Here is a 19,659-nt window from a genome sequence, read left to right on the forward strand (position 1 = left end):
GCGGTCAGGATGTGCCCGGTGGATGCGGGTCGGTGGGCAGCACGGCTACGCACTCGGGTACGTCCGCGGCGACGTCCACCCGGACGCCCGACTCCGTCCGGTGCGACGCGCCGCCCTCCACGGCGCGCACCGAGTCGGTGTTGACCAGCAGCAGCGCCCACGCGTTCGCCGGCCCGTCGCGCCGGGCCCGCACCCGGTCGCCGTCGCGCCGCACCTCGAAGCGCGCCGCCGCCGAGCCGTCGGCGGCCGGCACCCGCACCGTCACGGCCTGCCCGTCGGCGAGCTCGTAGACCCGCAGCGTCACCCCGTCGGCATACGGGTAGTCGGGGCGGTCGTCGCGGGCGCCGACCGGCAGCACCGTTCCCGGCCGGACGTACACCGGGATCGAGTCGAAGCCGCAGGTCTCCCGCACCCAGCGCGGGCCCGCCACCACCTCGCCGGTGAGCAGGTGTGTCCACCGCCCCGCGGGCAGGTAGTAGGAGGTCTCGCCGGTGGCGGTGAAGACCGGGGCGACCAGCAGCCGGTCGCCGAGCAGGTACTGCCGGTCCAGGTGGGTCGCCGCCGGGTCGTCGGGGAACTCGAACACCGTCGGCCGCAGCACCGGAATCCCCTCCCGGTGCGCGGTGACGGCCGCTCCGAACAGGTACGGCATGAGCCGCGCCTTGAGCCGGGTGAAGCGCCGCAGCACCTCGACGGCCTCGGCGTCGAAGAGCCACGGCACCCGGTAGCTCTGGCTGCCGTGTAGCCGGCTGTGCGACGACAGCAGCCCGAACGGCAGCCACCGCTTGAAGACCTCGGCCGCCGGGCGCCCCTCGAATCCGCCGATGTCGTGGCTCCAGAAGCCGAAGCCGGACATCGCCAGGGACAGGCCACCGCGCAGTGTCTCGGCCATCGACTCGAAGGTCGACTCCGAGTCGCCGCCCCAGTGCACCGGGAAGCGCTGCCCGCCGGCGGTGGCCGCGCGCGCGAACACCACCGCCTCGCCCTCGCCGCGCTCGGCGCGCAGCACCTCGAACACCGTCTCGTTGTAGAGGTAGCTGTAGTAGTTGTGCATCCGCTCCGGGTCCGCGCCGTCCGACCAGACCACGTCGGTCGGGATCCGCTCGCCGAAGTCGGACTTGAAGCAGTCGACTCCCATCTCCAGCAGCGCGCGCAGCTTGTCGGCGTACCACCGCCGCGCGTGCGGGTCGGTGAAGTCGACCAGCGCCATCCCGGCCTGCCACTGGTCCCACTGCCAGACGTCGCCGTCCGGGCGGCGCACCAGGTAGCCGTGCGCCATTCCCTCGGCGAACAGCGCGGAGCGCTGCGCGATGTACGGGTTGATCCAGACGCAGATCCGCAGACCCCGGTCCTTGAGCCGTTTGAGCATCGCCGGCGGATCGGGGAAGGCACGCGGGTCCCACTCGAAGTCGGACCAGTGGAACTCGCGCATCCAGAACGTGTCGAAGTGGAAGACCGACAGCGGCAGGTCCCGCTCGGCCATCCCGTCGACGAAGCCGAGCACCGTCGGCTCGTCGTACGAGGTGGTGAACGAGGTGCTCAGCCACAGGCCGAACGACCACGGCGGCGGCAGCGCGGGGCGGCCGGTGAGCGCGGTGTACTTGCGCAGGATCTCCGCCGGGCTCGGCCCGTAGATCAGCAGGTACTCCAGCGCCTGCCCGGCGACGCTGAACTGCACCCGCGATACCGCCTCGGAGCCGACCTCGAACGACACCCGACCGGGATGGTTGACGAACACGCCGTAGCCGCGGTTGGTGAGGTAGAACGGGATGTTCTTGTACGCCTGCTCGCTGCTGGTGCCGCCGTCGGCGTTCCAGATGTCGATCTCCTGGCCGTTCTTGACCAGCGGCCCGAACCGCTCGCCGAGCCCGTAGACGCACTCCCCCACACCGAGCCGCAGCTGCTCGCGGACGTAGGGTCCGCCGGCGTCGGTGTCGAGCACCGCCATCGCCTTGGACCCGCTCGCGGTCAGCAGCGCGTCCCCGGCGAGGAACTCCAGGCGCCAGCCGTCACGCCGGTCGAACCGGGCGGTCAGCGCGCCGGAGGTGAGCGACGCGGAGTCGTCGTCGACGGCGACGCGCACGGCGGTGCCGGGGTCGGTCGTGATCGGGAACGCGGGCCGGCGGGGTCGCCCGCCGAGGAAGTGCGCGACGGTCACCGCGATCACGTCGGGCATCGGCGACCGGCACTCGACGGTGACCATCGGGCGGTTGAGGGTGTCGCCGCGGTGGCCGATCCGCGCGGTCGGGGCGTAGACGGTCAGCGACTCCGGCGTGACGGCCACGTCGTGGACCTCCGCCGGGTACAGCGGCCGCACCCCGGGACGCATGTGCCAGTAGCCGTCGCTGAACTTCATCGCCCGCGCCTCCTACTTGAGTGCCCCGGCCAGCGCGCCCCGGGTGAGCGTGCGCTGGAAGATCAGGAAGAAGACGACCGCGGGGGCGACGCCGAGCAGCGCGGAGGCGCTGGTCGTGGTCGCGTCCATCAGCCGGTCGCCCTGCAGCACGCCGAGCGCCACCGGAACGGTCTGCTTGTCATTGGAGATGAGGAAGACCAGCGGCAGGAAGAACTCGTTCCAGGTCCAGATGAAGAAGAATGTGAACAGCACCGAGACGGTGGGCCGGGTGACGGGCACGACCACGCGCCACAGCACCCGCCACCGGCCCGCGCCGTCGAGCGCGGCGGCCTCCAGCAACTCGCGCGGGAAGACGGCGTAGACCGAGGAGAGCAGGTAGGTGCCGAATGCGCTCTGGATCGCGGTGAAGATGATGATGAGCGCGAGCCGGCTGTCGTAGAGCCCCACCTGCTTGGCCAGGTGGTAGAGCGGGTAGACCAGCGCCTCCTGCGGCAGGAGGTTGGCCAGCAGGAAGAAGATCAGCAGCAGGGTGCGGCCGCGGACCCGGCCGACCCCCAGGGCGTACGCGTTGAGGATCGACACGAGCACGGCGAGCACCGCGACGGAGGCGCTGACCACGAAGCTGTTGACCAGCTTCTCGCCGAAGTCGACCCGGAACCAGAAGTCGACGATGCCGGCGAGGTGCAGCCGCTGCGGCAGCGCCATCGGGCCGCGTGCGGCGTAGTCGGCCGGCGACTTGACCGCGTTCAGGGCGACCAGCGCGAACGGCGCGAGCATGAGCAGCACGGCGACGGTGAGCGCGCCGAGCACCACCGCGCGGGTGGGGCGGCCGCCGCGGCGACGGGCCATCTCAGTCCTCCTCCCGGCGCTGAACCCGCAGGATGACGGCCACGAGCGCGACGATGATCACGGTGAGGACGGTCGAGATCGTCGAGCCGTAACCGACGTCGACGCGTTCGAAGAAGTTCTGGTAGGCGAAGTAGGACGGGACCAGCGTGGCGTTGCCGGGGCCACCGCGGGTGAGCACGAAGATCGGTCCGAAGATCTTCAGGGCGGCGATCGTCGTGGTGACCAGCACGACGTAGATCTCCGGCTTGATGAGGTGCACGGAGATCCGGGTCGTCCGCGCCCACCACGACGCGCCGTCCAGCTCGGCGGCCTCGTAGAGCTCGGGGTCGACGCGGCGCAGCCCGGACACGAACATCACGACCGGGTAGCCGAGCTGGAACCAGATCATGATCGCCATCACGCTGCCGAGGGCGTACGTCGGGTCGCCCAACCAGTTGCGCGCCAGCGGGTCCAGCCCGACGCCCGTCAGGATCGCGTTCAGCGCCCCGTAGCCGGGGTGCAGGATCCAGGCCCAGACGATGCCGGTGACCGCGACCGGGAGCACCTGCGGCAGGTAGAAGCCGGCGCGGAACGCGCTCGCGGTGCGCGGTCCCGCCTGCTTGGCGACGTAGTCGAAGAGCAGCGCCGCCAGCGCAAGCCCGAGCAGCGTGGGCAGCACCGCCATCGCGACGATCAGGAACCCGATGTTGCGGAACGAGGCCCAGACGGTGTCGTCGGCGAGCAACCGGCGGTAGTTCGCCAACCCGGTCCACTCCGGTGCGCCCACCCCGGTCCAGCGAGTGAAGCTCACCCCGATGGTCATCAGCAGCGGCACGACGATGACCAGCAGGCAGAGCAGCAGCCCCGGCAGCAGGAAGAGCCCGAAGCCCCCGCGGTCGCCGGCGGGCCGCGCCGGTGAGGGAACGGCCCGTCGCCGCGCGGGCCGCTCCAGCCGGGAGGTCGCCGTCACTTGCCGAGGCTGCTCAGGTGGTCCTGGTACGGCTTGGCCAGATCGCCGAGCACCTGTTGCGGCGTCCTCGAACCGTTGATCAGGTGCTGCACCCCGGCGACGAGGACGTCGTAGTAGCCCGGCACCGGCCAGTCGGGGTAGAAGGCCAGGCCGTCGGCGGCGGTGAGCCGGCCGAAGTTGTCGATCAGCTCGCGGTTCTTCGGGTCGGTGATCTGCGAGATGTCCGCGGCGACCGGCACGCCACCGGAGTTGCCGAGCAGGTTCTGGATTTCGGGCTTCATCGTGATGTCGATGAAGTCGTACGCCAGCTTCTTGTTCTTGGCCTTCGCCGGCACGACCCAGAGGTTGCCGCCGGAGCCCGGATGCAGGGTGTTGCCGGGGAAGAGGAAGGTGCCCCACCGGAAGTTGGTGATCTCGTCGGCGAAGCGGCCGTACCACCAGCTGCCGGTGATGACCATCGGGAACCTGCCCTGCGTGAAGCCGGTCCCCATGTCCTCGGCCTTGATGCCCGCGGAGTTCTTCGCGATGTAGCCCTTGGCCACCCAGTCGGCGAAGGTGTTGGCCGCGTGGCTCAGCTCGGGGCCGGTGAAGTCCACCTTCCCCCGGTAGAGCTGGAACCGCTCCACGAAGGCGCGGTCCGCCCTCGACAGCGCCAGCTCGTAGAAGACGTGCTGCGCCGGGTACTCCGCCCCGCCCACCGACAGCGGCGTCACACCGGCCTTCACGAACGTGTCCATCGCCGCGGTGAACTGGTCGAAGGTGGTCGGCACCGCGACGTGGTGCCGGGCGAAGAGGTCCTTGTTGTAGTAGACCATCACGTACTCGCCGTAGTTCGGCACGCCGTACCACGTTCCGGAGCCCATGATCCCGGCGGCGTCGTACCGGGAGGTGGTCTGCAGCGCGGGCCCGATCCGGTCGGCCCAGCCCCGTGCGGTCGCCTCGGTGGTCAGATCGGTCAGCAGGCCCTGCTTCGACAGCAGCCCGGCCGAGGCGTTGCCCTTGTTGTACTCCATGACGTCGGGGGCCTCGTCGGAGTTGAGGATCATCCCGGCGTTCTGCCGGATCTGCTCGAACCCCTTCTCCTCGAATCGCACCGTCACGCCGGGATGGCTGGCCTCGAACTGCTTGATCGCCTCCGCCCACGCGACACCCATCGCGCTGTTGGCGCCCTCGTAGTGCCACAACCGCAGCACGTCGCCGCCGCCCCCGTCGTCGGCGTCGGCGCCGCAGGCGGCCAGCACCAGGGACGCCGCGAGCATCGCGCCGGCCACGACCGGGGCCTTTGATCGGAACATCGGCCACCTCCCGCCCGCATCGAACAGAGAGTCGCGATCATCGAATCGCTTCGATTATATTGGGGACCTTATATATCTAGCTCCACCAATGTCAACGGCGTGAGCGGGAGGTACCCACCCCATGTCGGCACCGACGTCACCGTCCCTCCTGCCCCGGCACGCCCGGCGACGGCGGGCGCGCCGCGCGCTGCTCGCCACCCTGGTCCTGGTGGCCGGCCTGCTGGTCCCGGCCGGACCCGCGGCCGCCACGGGCGAGCTGCCGTTCCGCGACCCCGACCTGCCGCTGCGCGCCCGGGTCGACGACCTGCTCGGCCGGCTCACCCCCGACGAGAAGATCTCGCTGCTGCACCAGTACCAGCCGGCGATCCCCCGGCTGGGCGTCGCGGCGTTCAAGACCGGGACCGAGGCGCTGCACGGCGTCGCCTGGCTCGGCGAGGCCACCGTCTTCCCCCAGGCCATCGGGCTGGCCACGACGTGGGACCCGGAGCTGATCCGGCAGGTCGGCGACGCCACCGGCCGGGAGGCGCGCGGCTTCCACCGCCGCGACCCCGCCTTCAACGGCCTCAACCTGTGGGCTCCGGTGGTGAACCTGCTCCGCGACCCGCGGTGGGGGCGCAACGAGGAGGGCTACTCCGAGGATCCGTACCTGACCGGCGCCATCTCCACGGCGTACGGACGGGGCCTGCAGGGCAACCACCCGGTCTACCTGCAGACCGCGCCGACCCTGAAGCACTACCTGGCGAACAACAACGAGGTGCGCCGCGACACCACCTCGTCGATGCTGCCGCCCCGGCTGCTGCACGACTACGAGTACCCGGCGTTCCGCACCGCGATCGCGGCGAACGCCGCCACCGGCGTGATGACCTCGTACAACCTGCTCAACGGCCGGCCCGCCACCGTGGAACCCTCGGTCGACGCGCAGGTGCGACGGTGGACCGAGCGCGACCTGATGGTGGTCAGCGACGCGCACGCCCCGGTCAACCTGGTCGAATCGCAGCGCTACTACCCCAGCCAGGCCGAGGCGAACGCCGCCGCGATCAACGCCGGCGTGGACAGCTTCACGGTCAACGACCGTGACAGCGGGCCGACGATCGCGGCGATCACCGAGGCGCGGCGTCGCGGCCTGCTGGACGTCGCGGCGATCGACGACGCCGTCCGACACATCCTGACGATCCGGTTCCGGCTCGGCGAGTTCGATCCGCCGGGCCGCAACCCGTACGCGGCGATCACGCCCGAGGTCATCAACGCCCCGGCGCACCAGCGGCTCGCCCGGCGCGCCGCCGCCGCGCAGATGGTGCTGCTCAAGAACGCCGGCGGCACGCTGCCGCTGTCACCGCGACGCACCCGCGGCGTCGCCGTGGTCGGTCCGCTGGCGGACACCGTCTACACCGACTGGTACAGCGGCACCCCGCCGTACCGGGTCACCGCGCGACAGGGCATCGCCGAACGACTGGGCGACGCGGCGCGGGTGACCGGCGACGAGGCCGCGGACCGGATCGCGCTGCGGGACGCGGCCACGGGCCGCTACGTCGCGGCGACCGGGAGCACCGACAGCGACCCGGTCCGGGCGACCGGGACCGCGGCCGATCCCGCGGCGCAGTTCGACGTCTTCGACTGGGGACAGGGGATCGTGACGCTGCGCAACGTCGCGAACGGGAAGTACCTGGGCTACAACTGGGGGCGGTTCCTCACCCGGGACGCGCAGCCGAACGGCTGGTTCGTGCAGCAGCAGTTCGCGCTGGAGCCACGCGACGACGGCGGCTACGCGCTGCGCTACGCCGGGTACGAGACCAAGGAGAGCTGGTTCGGCCCGAACCGCTACGTCACCGTCGACGCCGACGGAGCCCTGACGCTCGGCGCGGCCACCGCCGCGACCGCGGCGCGGTTCGACCGGGAGACGATCAGCAGCGGGACGGCGAGCGCCGTCGCGGCGGCGCGCGCCGCCGACGTGGCCGTGGTGATGGTCGGCAGCATGCCGTTCATCAACGGGCGCGAGGCGCACGATCGCACCTCCACCGCGCTGGCCGAGGGGCAGGCCGCGCTCGTCAGGGCCGTCCGCGCCGCCAACCCGAACACCGTGGTGGTGCTGCAGAACAGCTACCCGACGACGATCAACTGGGAGCAGGAGCACGTCCCGGCGATCCTGTGGACCAGCCACGCCGGGCAGGAGACCGGCCACGCGCTCGCGGACGTGCTCTTCGGCGACCACAACCCGTCCGGCCGACTCACCCAGACCTGGTACCGCTCGGACACCGGGCTGCCGAGCATCCTCGACTACGACATCGCCCGCACCGGCATGACGTACCTCTACCACCGGGGCCGGCCGCTCTACCCCTTCGGCCACGGGCTGAGCTACAGCCGGTTCCGCTACGGCGACGTGCGGCTCGACCGGGCGGCCGTGGACGCGGCCGGGACCGTGACGGTCAGCGTGGACGTGACCAACATCGGCGAGCGCGCCGGCACGGAGACGGTCCAGCTCTACACCCACCAGCGCAGCTCGCGGGTGCAGCAGCCGGTCATGCAGCTGCGCGGTTTCGAACGGGTCCGGCTCGCGCCGGGCGGGACGCGGACGGTCCGGCTTTCCCTGCGCGCCGCGGACCTGGCGTTCTGGGACGTGACCCGGGAACGCCGTGTGGTCGAGAACGCGTCCCACGACGTGCTGATCGGGGCCTCGGCCGCCGACATCCGCGGCCGGGCGTCGCTGCGGGTACGCGGCGAGACCATCCCGCCGCGGGACCTCAGCGCCGCCCCGGTCGCCGCGATGAACTTCGACGACTACTCCGGGGTCACGCTGGTCGACACCACCAAGGCCGCCGGCACCGCGGTCGCCGCGACCGCCGCCGGGCAGTGGATCGAATTCGCCGACGTGGCGTTCCCGCCGGACACCACGGCAATCAGCGCGCGGGTCGCCACGCCGGGCGACAGCCCCGCCCGGATCGAGCTGAGGCTGGGCCACCCCACCCGCGGACGGTCGATCGGCACCATCGCGGTCCCCGCCACCGGCGACCGCTACGCCTGGACGACGGTCTCCGCCGACCTGCGCCGCGCCGCCGGTCGGCACGACCTGTACCTGGTCTTCACCGGCGCCGCCCGGCTCGACACCGTCCGCCTGACGACCGGCTGATCGGGCCGGGCGCGCGCGTCACCGGCCGCGCCACGGTCCCTTTCGCGATCGCCGGGCCCGTCCCTGCATCGCATCCGCGCCCCAGCGCAGGAGATTGGTGGCCCGGGAGGGGCCCCGGCGTCGTTCGATCGCCCGGCTCAACCGCCGGGCGCCGGCCGCCGCCACCGGGACCGCGACCGCCGCCACGGCCCATCGCTTCAGAAGTGTGCCGAACATGTGCTGCCGCCCTTTCGTCGCGTACCGGTGGTTCCCATACCCGGTCCGGGGCCGAGATATGCGGGCGGCGGACACATCAAGCGCCGGTGCGGCCTGGGCCGCACCGGCGCTTGCGGTGCAGTGGAACGCAGCGAAACTGTGTCCGAACCGGACTACGTCCGCCAAATGCGGATCCATCTGAACCAGATGGTCGATCGCTGCGTCTCTATGATAGGTCGTCACCGCTCAGGCGGTAACCGACTGTGGTCGAAACCACGGTCCGACCTGAGCACCGGCCGGACGGCGCGGCGAACCGAAAGGCCTGTGAGACATGGAAATTCCACGCGGGGCGACGGACTGGGCGGCGTTGGCGGACGCCCCGCTGACCTATTCGGAGCGTGGCGCCACCCGCGGACCCCTGCCCGCGGGTTACGCGCACGTCCACCGCGAGGAGCCGATCGGGTGGGGCCGGCGCGCGTTCGACGCGGCGACCTCCGGGCTGGCCGGATGGGCGATGCACCGCGGTGCCGGGCTGGGGGTGGCGGCGTCCGCGCCGACGGCGGAGGCGGGATCCGTCGCGCTGCTGACCGTGGGCTGGCGTCGGCTCGGGCTCGTGGCGCCCTGTCGCGTGGTGTACACCCTGGACGATTCGGAGCGGCGCGGCTTCGCGTACGGAACGCTGCCCGGGCACCCCGAGTGCGGCGAGGAGGCGTTCGAGGTGGCGCTGACCGCGGCCGGGGAGGTGCGCTTCACGGTACGGGCCTTCTCCCGGCACGCTTCGGCGCTGGCCCGCGCGGGCGGCCCGGTGACCACGGCCGTGCAACGCCTCGTCACCGACCGGTACGTCCGGGCGATGCGCCGCCTCGCCGCTGATCCCAGGTAACACGACGGCCTCCGGCCGATCCCCTACGCCTCACGTCGTACGCGTCAGCTCCCCGGCCGGACCAGTCCCGTCTCGTACGCCAGCACCACCGCCTGCACCCGGTCGCGCAGGCCCAGCTTCGTCAGCACCTTGCCGACGTGTGTCTTCACCGTCGCCTCCGCCACGTGGAGCGCGCCGGCGATCTCGGCGTTCGACAGGCCCTGCGCGACCAGCAGCAGCACCTCCCGCTCGCGCTCGGTCAGCGCCGCGAGCCGGGGGTCGGCGGCGGGGGCCGGGCCGAGCTGGTCGGCGAAGCGGTCGAGCAGCCGGCGGGTGATCCGCGGCGCGACGACCGACTCTCCGCTGGCGACGACCCGGATCGCGGCCAGCAGCTCCTCGGGCGGGACGTTCTTGAGCAGGAATCCGCTGGCCCCGGCGCGCAGCGCCGCGAACGCGTCGGACTCGGTGTCGAAGGTGGTCAGGACCAGCACGCGCGGCCGCTGTTCCGCCGGCGCCCGGCAGATCCGCCGCGTCGCCTCCACGCCGTCCATGGTGGGCATCCGGATGTCCATCACCACCACGTCGGCCGGGGTCCCGGCGAGGACCCGCAGCGCGTCCGCGCCGTCGATCGCCTCGCCGACGACCGTCATGTCCGACTGCGAGTCGAGCACCATTCGGAAACCGGCGCGCACCAGCGCCTGATCGTCGACGATGACCACGCGGATCGTCATGCCACTCCCTCGGTCTGCGGTGCCGTCGACGGTAGTGGCAGCCGGAGATCGATTTCCCACCCCCCGTCCAGCCGGGGCCCGGCGTGGAATTCGCCGCCGTAGACGGCGACCCGCTCGCGCATCCCGACCAGGCCGTGTCCGCCCGACGGGGGGGCGCCGACGCCGCGCCCGCGGCCATCGTCGGTCACCCGCAGCCGCAGGAATCCGGGGTCGGTGTAGTCGAGCACGAGGTCGACGTGCGCGCCCGTGCCGGCGTGCTTGAGCGCGTTGGTCAGCGACTCCTGCACCAGGCGGTAGACGCTGAGCTCCATCCCCGGCGGCAGCGACACGGGTTCGCCGCGCACCGTGTGCCGGACCGTCAACCCCGCCGCCCGGCTGCGCGCCAACAGGCCGTCCAGCTCGCCCAGCGCCAGTCGACGGCGCTGCGCTCCGCCGGACAGCGCCGCGCCGGACTCGTCCGCCGCGCCCGCGGCGTCCCCGGCCGCCGAGTCGAGCGGCCCCGCCGGCGTGGGGTCGCGCAACACCCCCACCAGCCGGCGCATCTCCTCCAACGCCTGCCGCCCGGTCTCCGCTACGGTCTTCACCGCCGCCCGGGCGGTGTCCGGGTCCCGGTCGAACATGTACGTCGCCCCGTCGGCCTGCACGATCATCACCGCCATGCTGTGCGCGACGACGTCGTGCAACTCCCGCGCGATCCGGGTGCGTTCCTCGGCCACCGCCGCCCGCGCCTGCGCGTCGCGCTCCCGTTCCAGCGTGCCGGCCCGCTCCTCCAGGCTGAGCACGTAGAGCCGGCGGGTCCGGACGTTGAGCGCGGCCAGCCACACCGCCCCGCAGACCACACCGAGGAAGATGGCGCCCGCCCACCACTCCCCCTGCAGGCCGCGGGCGGCGATCGCCACCCCGATGAGTCCGACGACCCCGGCGATGAGACCGTCACGCAGCCGGTCGGCGTACTTGACCACGCTGTACATGGCGACGAGCACGGCGACGTCGAACGCCAGCGGCTCCCAATCGAGGATCACCTGCACCAGGGCGAGCGCGGCGACCACCGCGCCGACGGCCGACGGGTGCGCGCGCCGGAACAACAGCGCGACCGCCATCGCCACGCCGATCAGCGTGCTCTTCCAACCGCCCGGCGCCGAGATCACCCCGGCGACCGCGAACAGGACCACCCAGGCGGATACGGCGACGTCAAAGAGAACGCTGCGCAGCGGGCGACCGAAAACGGTACGTGACATGGCTGTGCAGCCTACGAGGTGCGGTCACGCCTCCCGCGCTATCGCTGCGGGTGTCGGCATGTGGCGACGGTTTCGCAGACGGCCCGCCGGCGACGGGGGCGGTATCGTCAGCGGTTGTTGTACGCCGCCACGACCGAGGCCGGAATGCGCCCCCGTTCCGAGACGTCGTAGCCCTGCTTGACCGCCCACTCACGGATCGCCCTGTTCTGGTCGCGCTCCGACCGCGTCGGGGCCCCACCGCCCCGCTGGGGCTCCCGCCGCGCCTCGCCCCCGCCACGCCCGATCCGCGTTCCGGCGCTGATGAACGGGTCCAGCGCCCTGCGCAGCTCACCCGCGTGCTTCTCGGAAAGGTCGATCGTGTAGCTGACGCCGTCGAGGTCGAACTCCACGGTCCGGTCGGCCTCGCTGCCGTCGAGGTCGTCCGTCAGAACAACAATCACTTGCCTGGCCACCGGGGGTCACTCCTCATAGTGCGGCGATTTGAGGGATTAAGTCTGACCCATAGGCACACAATTTAGCAAGGAATTCGGCAATTACCGCGCGCCGATTTTTCGATCAACGGCCCGGACGGAAATAGCTGTCACGTATGTAATAGCGCGACCACCGCGCGTCAATCGGATCGCGTCGCGATCGCCGGCGTGACCGCGCGCCGCCGAATAACCGCGATCGTAATGGGATGGGACGGGCGTCCACGCCAATTGCCGCGCCCGTGCGGCGCACCCGAGCCCGCTCGGCGCCGCCGGCACGACCGCGCCGACGGCGCCGGATCGTCGGCAACCGCGCTCAGCGGCGGGCGGCGGTGGGGGTCAGCCGCAGATCCCGCAGCGCCGGCACCTCGTCGTGCCGCGGCGCGCGCGTCAGCATGGCGCGCAATTCGGCCGGATGAACCTCGAGGTACGGCGGCGGCACGGTCCGGCCGGAAAGCAGCCGCAGGGCCAGCGTGAACGGCCGCTTGTGCCGGCGGGCCCGCCGCACCGCCACGATCTGGCCGGGCCGGACCAGGAACGAGGGGCGAGCGATCTTCGTACCGTCGACGGTGAACGAGTTGTGGCTGATCAGTTGGCGCGCCACCCGCACGGTCGGCGCCAGCCCGGCCCGCCACACCAGCGCGTCCAGCCGCTGTTCGAGCTGATCGGCCACCCGGTCGGCCAGCTGGCCGCCGCGCTGCGCGGCGTCGGCCAGCACCCGGCCCAGCTGCCGGCCCCGGACGTCGTACTGGTCACGCAGCAGCCGGTGATCCCGCAGCCGCAGCCGCGGCGCCGGCGGATTGCGCCGTAACCGGCGGCGCACCCCGGGCGGGCCCTGCCGCCGGTGGAGATACCACGTGCACTTGCGCCGCAGCTGAACGCCGAGCAGGCGCGACAACCGCAACCTGGAATGCGATGCCATACCACCCTCCTTCCGCGCGTGTGCCGGCCGCATTCCCCGCCCGGCCGGCCGCTAACGACCGCGCCGCGCCTCGGCGCCAGGCGTGGGTGGCGGATCGTCGGGGTAGAGCGTGGGGATGAGCCAGCCACCCGTGATGGTCGTGGGTCAGCTCGTGCGCGACCTCGTGCTGGTCGTCGACGACGTGCCCCGCCCCTTGACGGCGGCGACGGTGCGTCTGCGGCGGGAGATGCTCGGTGGAAAGGGCGCCAACCAGGCCGTCTCGCTCGCGCAGCTCGGCGTGCCGGTCGGCCTGGTGGCGGTCGCCGGCGACGACCGCGTCGGCGACGACATGCTCGCCCGGGCGATGCGGGACGGCATCGACGTGACGGCGGTGGTGCGCCGGCCGGAGACCGACACGGGCCTGATCGTGGACGTGGTCGACGCCCATCACCACTGGCGCTACCTGGAACACGTGCCGGAGCCGGTGCTGCTGACGGAGGCGGACGTCGCGGCGGCCGCGCCGCGCCTCGCCGCCGCGCCGGCGGTCCTGGTCCAGCTCCAGCAACCGCCCGCCGCCGCGCTGCGCGCCGCGCGGCTCGCGACCGGCCTGGTCGTGCTGGACGGGGCCCCGCCGGACGAACACCGCGCCGAGCTGCTCGCCGCGGCGGACGTGGTGCGGGCCGACGCCCGCGAGACCGCGGGGCTGCTCGGCGCGGCGGCCGAGGACCCGGAGCGCGCGGTGGCGGCCGCCCGGGAGCTGCTGGATGCCGGCCCGTCGCTGGTCGCGGTCGCGCTCGACCCGCGGGGCAACCTGTTCGTCTGGCGCGGCGGACAGCTACTGGTCCCGTTCACCGACACCCCGATCGTCGACACCACCGGCGCCGGGGACGCCCTCACTGCCGGGCTGACCACCGGGCTGATCCGCGGCGAGGGTCCGGAGCGCGCCGCGGTGCTCGCCGCCGCGGCGGCCAGCGCGACCGTCGGGCACCCCGGCGGGCGCCCCGACCTCAACCCGTCGACGCTGCGTGCGCACCTCGCGCTCGTCGAGAAGGGTCTGCGGCGGTGACGCCGCCGCGGTGCGCGCGGATCCCGCCGGAGCGCGCCGCGGGGTGGCTGCGCCGACCGCGGGCTACTCTTGCGCGGGCCGCGGAGCGACCGTGGCCGCGCCACCGCAAGGAGTTCCACCCGTGCTCGTCCTGCTGCCGCCGTCGGAGGGGAAGGCCGGTGCCGGCTCGGGACGGCCCCTGGAGCTGGAGACCCTGTCGCTGCCCGCGCTGAACCCGGCCCGGGAACGGGCGCTGGCGGCGCTGGTGACGCTCTGCTCCCAGCCGGATGAGGAATCCGCGCGCACCGCGTTGGGGCTGAGCCCGGGACAGCGGGCGGAGATCCCGCGCAACGCGCGGCTGCCCGAGGCGCCCGCGCTGCCCGCCGCGCGGCTCTACACCGGGGTGCTCTACGACGCGCTCGACCTCGGCTCGCTCCCCCCGCCGGCCCGGCGCACGGCCCAGCGCTCGCTGCTGATCTTCTCCGGCCTGTGGGGGGCGGTCCGCGTCAACGACCGCATTCCGCCGTACCGGTGTTCCGCGACGGCGAAGCTGCCCGGCCTCGGCGCGCTCGGGGCGTACTGGAAGAAGGCGATGCCGGCGGCGCTGGCCGAGGCCGCCGGGAGCGGGCTGGTGCTGGACCTGCGCTCGTCGGCGTACGCGGGAATGTGGACGCCGTCCGGCCAGATTGCGGGCCGCACCGCGACCGTGCGGGTGCTGCACGAACGCGCGGTGAACGGCGTGGTCACCCGTTCGGTGGTCAGCCACTCCAACAAGGCGACGAAGGGCCGCCTGGTCCGCGCCCTGCTGACCAGCGGATCGCGGCCGCGCACGCCCGCCCAGCTCGCGACGGCGCTGCGCGACCTGAAGTACACCGTGGAGGAGCCGGCGACGCCGCCCGGGCGCCCGGCGCGGCTCGACGTCATCGTGACCGAGCTGTAGCGCGACGCGTCAGCGGACCCGCACCGGGGACACTGCCCGCCGGCGGGCACGCGGGTACGGTGTGCGGAGCCTCTTCGGGGCCGTCGGGACCACCCGCCGTGACCCCGCAGTTCTTTCAGGGAGTTGACAGTGAGCGATCGGGTTGACAGCACCCCGCGCGGCGGGTCGGAGAACGGCCAGCGCGCGACCCCGACCGGCGGGCGCGCGGCGGCCACGACGACCACGGCGCAGAACGCGGCGAGCCGGCGCGGAGGCGCGCTCACCGGTGCGCTCGCCGGGCTGGTGATGATCGCCGCGCTCATCGCGCTGGTCGTCGTGCTGAACCAGAAGGCATCCGAGCCGGACCCGGCGCCCGCGGCCGCCGCCACGCCGGCCCCGACCGCGCCGGCCCCCGAACCCACCGCCCCCGAACCCACGGCCCCCGCGCTGCCCGCGGGCGTCGACCCGGCACTGGCCAGCAAGCCCGCCGCCAGCGCCGGCACGGGCACCCTCACCAAGCTCACGGTCACCCCGGTGATCAAGGGCTCCGGCCCGACGGTGCGGGCCGGGCAGACCATCACGGTCAACTACGTCGGGGTGCACTACGCGACCGGCGAGGAGTTCGACTCGTCGTGGGCGCGGTCCACGCCGGCCTCCTTCCAGATCGGGGTGGGGCAGGTCCTTCCCGGCTGGGACCGCGGGCTCGTCGGCGTGACGGTCGGCAGCCGGGTGCAGCTGGACATCCCGGCCGCGCTCGCCTACGGCGACAACGCGACGGGTGGCCGGCCCGCCGGCCCGCTGCGGTTCATCGTGGACGTTCTCGCGGTCCAGTGACGACGGCCCGTGGTCGCGGCGCGTCGCGCCGCGACCACGGTGGCCGACGCCGGTTTCGGACCGGCACACCAATCGCGCGGCCGGTCGACGCCGACCGTGGCGGACGTCTCGGACCGGCGGATCGACGGAGCCGGGCGGAGAAAACCCGCTAACCTCGCCAGGTGACCTGGCTCGACGTCATCGGCTGGACCGGCTCCGCGCTGCTGGTCTGGTCGCTGCTGCAGACCCGCATCCTGCGCCTGCGCGCGCTGAACCTGATCGGCTGCCTGGTGCTCATCGGCTACAACGCGGCCGTCCGGGTCTGGCCCATGGTCGGACTCAACGTGGTGCTCGCCGTCATCAACCTGCACTACCTGCGGAAGATGATCACGACGCGGCACGACGAGCGCGCGTACGCGGTCGTCGAGGTCGGCACCGACGACGAGTTCCTCGCCCACACCCTGCGGGTGCACGCCGCCGAGATCGCCCGGTTCAACCCGCACTTCGACTGGGACGCCGGCTGGGCGCAGCGGCGGGCGTTCCTGATCGTCCACGACGACGAGGTGGTCGGCGTCGTGCTGCTGCGCCACACGGGCAACGGGGTGGCGCAGGTGGACCTGGACTACGTCACCCAACGGTACCGGGACTTCACCCCCGGCGAGTTCGTCTACCGGCGCAGCCGTTTCCTCACCGACCGCGGCTTCCGCCGCGTGGTCACCCCGCCCGGCATGGTCGCGCCCTACTACGGGCGGCTCGGGTTCCGGCGCGAGGGCGACTCCTACGTGCTGGACCTGCCCGCCCCGGACGGGGCGGCCTCAGCGCGCTGACCGGCGACCCGCAGGCGCGCCGCGGCGCTAGGCCGGGATCGGCTGCACGGCCCGGTAGTAGAGGTCGAGGCAGACCAGCAGCTCGGTGTGGGCGACCCCGGTCAGGGTGCGGATCTCGGAGTCCACGACGTGCATGACGTCCTGGGCGTCCCGGCAGACCGCCTCGACGAAGATGTCGAACCGGCCCGCGCACGCGACGACGTACTTGACCGCCGGCAGCTTGGTCAGGGTGCCGGCCAGGTCGATGATGCTGTGCCCGGGGGCGACCCGGATCCCGACCCAGACCTGCATGCTGAAGCCGAGACTGCGCGGGTTGGCGATCGCGGTGATCCGGATCGTCCTCTCCTGGAGCATCCGCGTGACCCGCTTGCGCACCTGCGACTCGGAGATTCCCAGCTGCTCGCCGACCAACCCGAACGGCAGCCGCCCGTCGCCGCTGAGCTCGGCGACGATCCGTCGGTCGGTCGCGTCCAGCGGCGCCCGCGCCTCGGTGTCACCGTGCTCGCCGCGCTGCTGCGCCGCGTCCCAGACCGGGTCCTGGTAGTGCAGCTGCAGGTACGGGAAGACCTCGGCGGACCGGACGCCGGGCGCCCGCACGAACGACTCGTCGATCACCGTCAGCAGCTCGGCCGTGTCCCGGCAGAGCACCTCGACCAGGGCGTCGTACCGGCCGGTGGTGATCACGGCGTAGTCGACCGAGGGCAGCTTCGCCATCGACTCGACCACCGGCTTGATACCCCGCCGGCCGTCCACCTTCACCCCGACGAGCGCGCCGACGGTGTAGCCGAGCACCGCCGGGTCGGCGACCGTGGTGATCTGGATGACCCGGTTCTCGAGCAGCTCGTTGACCCGCCGCCGGATGGTCTTCTCCGGCACCCGCAGCTCCCGCGAGATCGCGGCGAACGACTGCCGGCCGTCCACCTGGAGCAGCCGGATCAGCGCGCGATCCAGGTCGGAGAGCGGAACCTCGCCGGTGTCGGCCTCCGCGAAGGCGCCGCTCAGGAACCCGGCCACGACGTTCTCCGATCCGTGGTTCTCCGCTGCGCGCATGCCAGCCAAGATAGCGGCGAAGCGCTCACGCGCCGATCTCCGACGGGACGGGCGCGCCGGGTCGGGTGTGGACGAGCCGGCCGCCGAGGTAGACGGCGTCGACGCGGATGTCGAGCAGTTCGTCGGTGGCGCAGGCGAACGGGTCGCGGTCCAGCACGATCACGTCGGCCTTCTTGCCCGGCTCCAGCGAGCCGTACAGCTGCTCCTCGCCCAGGGTCGCGGCACCGTTGATGGTGTGCATCCGCAACGCCTCCGCGAGCGTGATCCGCTGATCGCCGTCGAGCTCCTCGCCGAAGAACGACTGGCGGCTCAGGCAGCACCACACGCTGAAGAACGGGTTGGTGGCGCGCTCCTCGGAGCCGATCCACACGTCCGAGCTGCCGGTGATCGCCCAGCCCTCGTCGAGCAGGCGGCGGAACGGGAACCGACCGAGCCGGCCGTAGTCGCCGAGATAGGTCGGGAAGAAGTCGCCGAAGGTGTAGATGAAGACGGGCTGCGGGACCGGGATGATCCCGGCGCGCCGCCACAGCTCGGTCGCCTCCGGCTCCGGCAGGAAGTTGCCCGCGTGCTCGACCCGCGGCGTCGGCGCGCCCGGTTGCGGCCCACCGGCGGCCTCGATCGCCAGGCACACCTCCTCCTGCGCCCGGTCGCCGTTGGCGTGCACGGCCAGCTGCAGGCCCGCGGCTGCGGTCCGGCGCAGCGCGTCGCCGATCTGGTCGGCGCTCAGCGCCACCTCGCCGCAGTGGTGGTGCCCCTCGAGGACGTACGGCTTCTTCACCGCCGCGCTGGCGGCGGAGTAGCCGCCGTCGGAGAACATCTTCACGCCCTGGATCCGCATCAGCTCGTCCGGCACGGTCAGCCCCAACCAGTCGCGGTGGGTGCACGCCTGCTCCAGGCTGACCGTGCCCGGCGCCCAGAGGTAGACCCGCAGCCGGGCGCCGAGGTCACCGTCGGCGTGCAGCGCGTCCATCGCGCGCAGGCCCTCCACGGTCTCGGAGATCTCGCCGATCGTGGTGACGCCCTTGGCGGTGAACAGGTCCCGTACGCCCTCGCGGATCGCGGACCGCAGCTGCGCGCCGCTCAGCTTCGGCAGCGGCAGGAGGTTGTCCATCTCCTTCACCACGCCGGTCGGCTCGCCGTGCTCGTCGCGTTCGACCGTGGGCAGGCCGGTGATGCTGTAGTCGGCCTCCTGGTAGCCGCGGGTGATGCCGGCGCGCTCCAGGGCGAGGCTGTTGAGGACGCTGATGTGCCCGCCGGCGCGGACCACGATCGCCACGTCGGTGCTGACCGTGTCGAGCTCGGCCCGGGTGGGCAGCCGCTTCTCGGCGAGCTTCTGGTCGAAGAAGAGGTTGGCCTGACCGACCAGCCAGCCGTCGACCGCCTCGTCGAGGTGCGCGCGGAGGGTGTCGAGCACGTCGGCGACGGTGCCGCAGCGCGGGGCGCGGCAGTCCACGGTCTGGTACGCGGTGCGGGCGGCGACCTCCATGTGCGCGTGGACGTCGACGAAGCCCGGCATGACCGGGGCGTCCCCGAGATCGCGCACCTGGGTGTCGGGGCCGATGTACGCCGCCGCCTGCCCGGGCGCCCCGGTGGCGACGATGTTCCCGTCCCGCACGGCGAGGAAGCCCGGGGAGACGGGGTCGCCCTCGGTCATCCAGATGACGCGGTTCGAGACCAGGACCAGATCGGCGGCGTCCATATCGGCTGACTCCTCCTCGAGGTACCACAAGATGGGACGGATGCCGCCAGCACGGCGGCGATGCGACGGGGCGAATACCGTGCCGATGCCCGTCGCACGGGATCAGCGGGGCGTTCCACCCCGCACGGCGCAGTGGCGCTGACGGTAACCCGCCCGATGCGGGCAGTCAATGGCGAAATCCGGTCTTTGGTAGCTGCATTTTGCCGAATTCTGCCCCTGCAACCTGCTCGACACCGATCTGGAGCCGCTTCATCGACCGTTTGTCCGATATCCATCCGACACGCTCGAAGAACCGACGAATTCAGTCCTTGACACCGCTGTAACGGACTGTTTACGGTC

Annotated in this window: 16 protein-coding genes; 6 read left to right on the forward strand and 10 right to left on the reverse strand. The window is 72.5% G+C overall.

What is annotated here, in order from left to right:
* Positions 1-4: 4 nt before the first annotated feature.
* Genes yicI through BLW47_RS19815 form a run of 4 tightly spaced genes read right to left on the reverse strand, consistent with a single transcriptional unit; the run spans position 5 to position 5,449 of the window.
* Complete coding sequence (yicI, locus tag BLW47_RS19800) at positions 5-2,356, reverse strand: alpha-xylosidase (protein ID WP_091560064.1); 2,352 nt, start codon at positions 2,354-2,356, stop codon at positions 5-7.
* Between the two features lie 12 nt (positions 2,357-2,368).
* Positions 2,369-3,205, reverse strand: coding sequence for a carbohydrate ABC transporter permease (locus tag BLW47_RS19805; RefSeq protein WP_091560066.1), 837 nt, complete (start codon positions 3,203-3,205; stop codon positions 2,369-2,371).
* 1 nt (position 3,206) lies between these two features.
* Positions 3,207-4,154 (reverse strand): carbohydrate ABC transporter permease, encoded by a 948-nt coding sequence (locus BLW47_RS19810; protein ID WP_245736803.1) that lies wholly within the window; start codon positions 4,152-4,154, stop codon positions 3,207-3,209.
* Positions 4,151-5,449 carry an ABC transporter substrate-binding protein gene (locus BLW47_RS19815; RefSeq protein ID WP_091560069.1) on the reverse strand — a complete coding sequence of 433 codons (1,299 nt, stop codon included), beginning with the start codon at positions 5,447-5,449 and terminating at the stop codon, positions 4,151-4,153. Before BLW47_RS19815 ends, BLW47_RS19810 begins: the two co-directional genes overlap by 4 nt.
* Before the next feature lie 121 nt (positions 5,450-5,570).
* Here BLW47_RS19815 and BLW47_RS19820 point away from each other — a divergent pair, with 121 nt between their 5' ends.
* Complete coding sequence (locus tag BLW47_RS19820; RefSeq protein WP_091560072.1) at positions 5,571-8,573, forward strand: glycoside hydrolase family 3 protein; 3,003 nt, start codon at positions 5,571-5,573, stop codon at positions 8,571-8,573.
* Positions 8,574-9,099: 526 nt separating this feature from the next.
* Complete coding sequence (locus tag BLW47_RS19830; RefSeq protein WP_091560079.1) at positions 9,100-9,651, forward strand: DUF1990 domain-containing protein; 552 nt, start codon at positions 9,100-9,102, stop codon at positions 9,649-9,651.
* 44 nt (positions 9,652-9,695) lie between these two features.
* Here BLW47_RS19830 and BLW47_RS19835 read toward each other — a convergent pair whose 3' ends face one another.
* The 4 genes from BLW47_RS19835 to rpsD form a co-directional block, all read right to left on the reverse strand.
* Positions 9,696-10,361 (reverse strand): response regulator, encoded by a 666-nt coding sequence (locus BLW47_RS19835; RefSeq protein WP_091560083.1) that lies wholly within the window; start codon positions 10,359-10,361, stop codon positions 9,696-9,698.
* Positions 10,358-11,599, reverse strand: a complete 1,242-nt coding sequence (locus BLW47_RS19840; RefSeq protein WP_091560087.1) for a sensor histidine kinase — start codon at positions 11,597-11,599, stop codon at positions 10,358-10,360. The genes BLW47_RS19835 and BLW47_RS19840 overlap by 4 nt, the downstream gene beginning before the upstream one ends.
* Before the next feature lie 107 nt (positions 11,600-11,706).
* Entirely contained in the window at positions 11,707-12,051 is a 345-nt protein-coding gene (locus BLW47_RS19845) for a histone-like nucleoid-structuring protein Lsr2 (RefSeq protein WP_091560091.1), read from the reverse strand.
* A 331-nt stretch (positions 12,052-12,382) separates the two neighbouring features.
* Positions 12,383-12,988: a 30S ribosomal protein S4 gene (gene rpsD / locus BLW47_RS19850; RefSeq protein ID WP_175543724.1), complete on the reverse strand. Its 606-nt coding sequence runs from the start codon at positions 12,986-12,988 to the stop codon at positions 12,383-12,385.
* Between the two features lie 115 nt (positions 12,989-13,103).
* Between rpsD and BLW47_RS19855 the strand changes: the two genes are divergently transcribed.
* The 4 genes from BLW47_RS19855 (at position 13,104) to BLW47_RS19870 (ending at position 16,571) form a co-directional block, all read left to right on the forward strand.
* Positions 13,104-14,033 carry a PfkB family carbohydrate kinase gene (locus tag BLW47_RS19855; RefSeq protein ID WP_091560097.1) on the forward strand — a complete coding sequence of 310 codons (930 nt, stop codon included), beginning with the start codon at positions 13,104-13,106 and terminating at the stop codon, positions 14,031-14,033.
* A 121-nt stretch (positions 14,034-14,154) separates the two neighbouring features.
* Positions 14,155-14,952, forward strand: coding sequence for a peroxide stress protein YaaA (gene yaaA / locus BLW47_RS19860; RefSeq protein WP_091560100.1), 798 nt, complete (start codon positions 14,155-14,157; stop codon positions 14,950-14,952).
* A gap of 129 nt (positions 14,953-15,081) precedes the next feature.
* Positions 15,082-15,765 carry an FKBP-type peptidyl-prolyl cis-trans isomerase gene (locus tag BLW47_RS19865; RefSeq protein WP_245736805.1) on the forward strand — a complete coding sequence of 228 codons (684 nt, stop codon included), beginning with the start codon at positions 15,082-15,084 and terminating at the stop codon, positions 15,763-15,765.
* Positions 15,766-15,926: 161 nt separating this feature from the next.
* Positions 15,927-16,571, forward strand: coding sequence for a hypothetical protein (locus tag BLW47_RS19870; protein ID WP_091560103.1), 645 nt, complete (start codon positions 15,927-15,929; stop codon positions 16,569-16,571).
* Between the two features lie 27 nt (positions 16,572-16,598).
* Here BLW47_RS19870 and BLW47_RS19875 read toward each other — a convergent pair whose 3' ends face one another.
* On the reverse strand, positions 16,599-17,621 hold the full coding sequence (locus tag BLW47_RS19875) for an Lrp/AsnC family transcriptional regulator (protein WP_091560105.1): 1,023 nt from the start codon (positions 17,619-17,621) through the stop codon (positions 16,599-16,601).
* A gap of 25 nt (positions 17,622-17,646) precedes the next feature.
* Entirely contained in the window at positions 17,647-19,320 is a 1,674-nt protein-coding gene (locus BLW47_RS19880; RefSeq protein WP_091560108.1) for an amidohydrolase, read from the reverse strand.
* Positions 19,321-19,659 lie beyond the last annotated feature (339 nt).

This window comes from Micromonospora pattaloongensis, assembly GCF_900107255.1.
Taxonomy (GTDB): domain Bacteria; phylum Actinomycetota; class Actinomycetes; order Mycobacteriales; family Micromonosporaceae; genus Micromonospora_I; species Micromonospora_I pattaloongensis.

What these genes read in the sequence shown, in the direction of transcription:
- BLW47_RS19830 (WP_091560079.1), top strand. Translation starts at nt 9,100, where the DNA reads ATGGAAATTCCACGCGGGGCGACGGACTGGGCGGCGTTGGCGGACGCC.
- BLW47_RS19805 (WP_091560066.1), bottom strand. Translation starts at nt 3,205, where the DNA reads ATGGCCCGTCGCCGCGGCGGCCGCCCCACCCGCGCGGTGGTGCTCGGC.
- BLW47_RS19855 (WP_091560097.1), top strand. Translation starts at nt 13,104, where the DNA reads ATGAGCCAGCCACCCGTGATGGTCGTGGGTCAGCTCGTGCGCGACCTC.
- BLW47_RS19835 (WP_091560083.1), bottom strand. Translation starts at nt 10,361, where the DNA reads ATGACGATCCGCGTGGTCATCGTCGACGATCAGGCGCTGGTGCGCGCC.
- BLW47_RS19880 (WP_091560108.1), bottom strand. Translation starts at nt 19,320, where the DNA reads ATGGACGCCGCCGATCTGGTCCTGGTCTCGAACCGCGTCATCTGGATG.
- BLW47_RS19840 (WP_091560087.1), bottom strand. Translation starts at nt 11,599, where the DNA reads ATGTCACGTACCGTTTTCGGTCGCCCGCTGCGCAGCGTTCTCTTTGAC.
- BLW47_RS19815 (WP_091560069.1), bottom strand. Translation starts at nt 5,449, where the DNA reads ATGTTCCGATCAAAGGCCCCGGTCGTGGCCGGCGCGATGCTCGCGGCG.
- rpsD (WP_175543724.1), bottom strand. Translation starts at nt 12,988, where the DNA reads ATGGCATCGCATTCCAGGTTGCGGTTGTCGCGCCTGCTCGGCGTTCAG.
- BLW47_RS19820 (WP_091560072.1), top strand. Translation starts at nt 5,571, where the DNA reads ATGTCGGCACCGACGTCACCGTCCCTCCTGCCCCGGCACGCCCGGCGA.
- yicI (WP_091560064.1), bottom strand. Translation starts at nt 2,356, where the DNA reads ATGAAGTTCAGCGACGGCTACTGGCACATGCGTCCCGGGGTGCGGCCG.
- BLW47_RS19875 (WP_091560105.1), bottom strand. Translation starts at nt 17,621, where the DNA reads ATGCGCGCAGCGGAGAACCACGGATCGGAGAACGTCGTGGCCGGGTTC.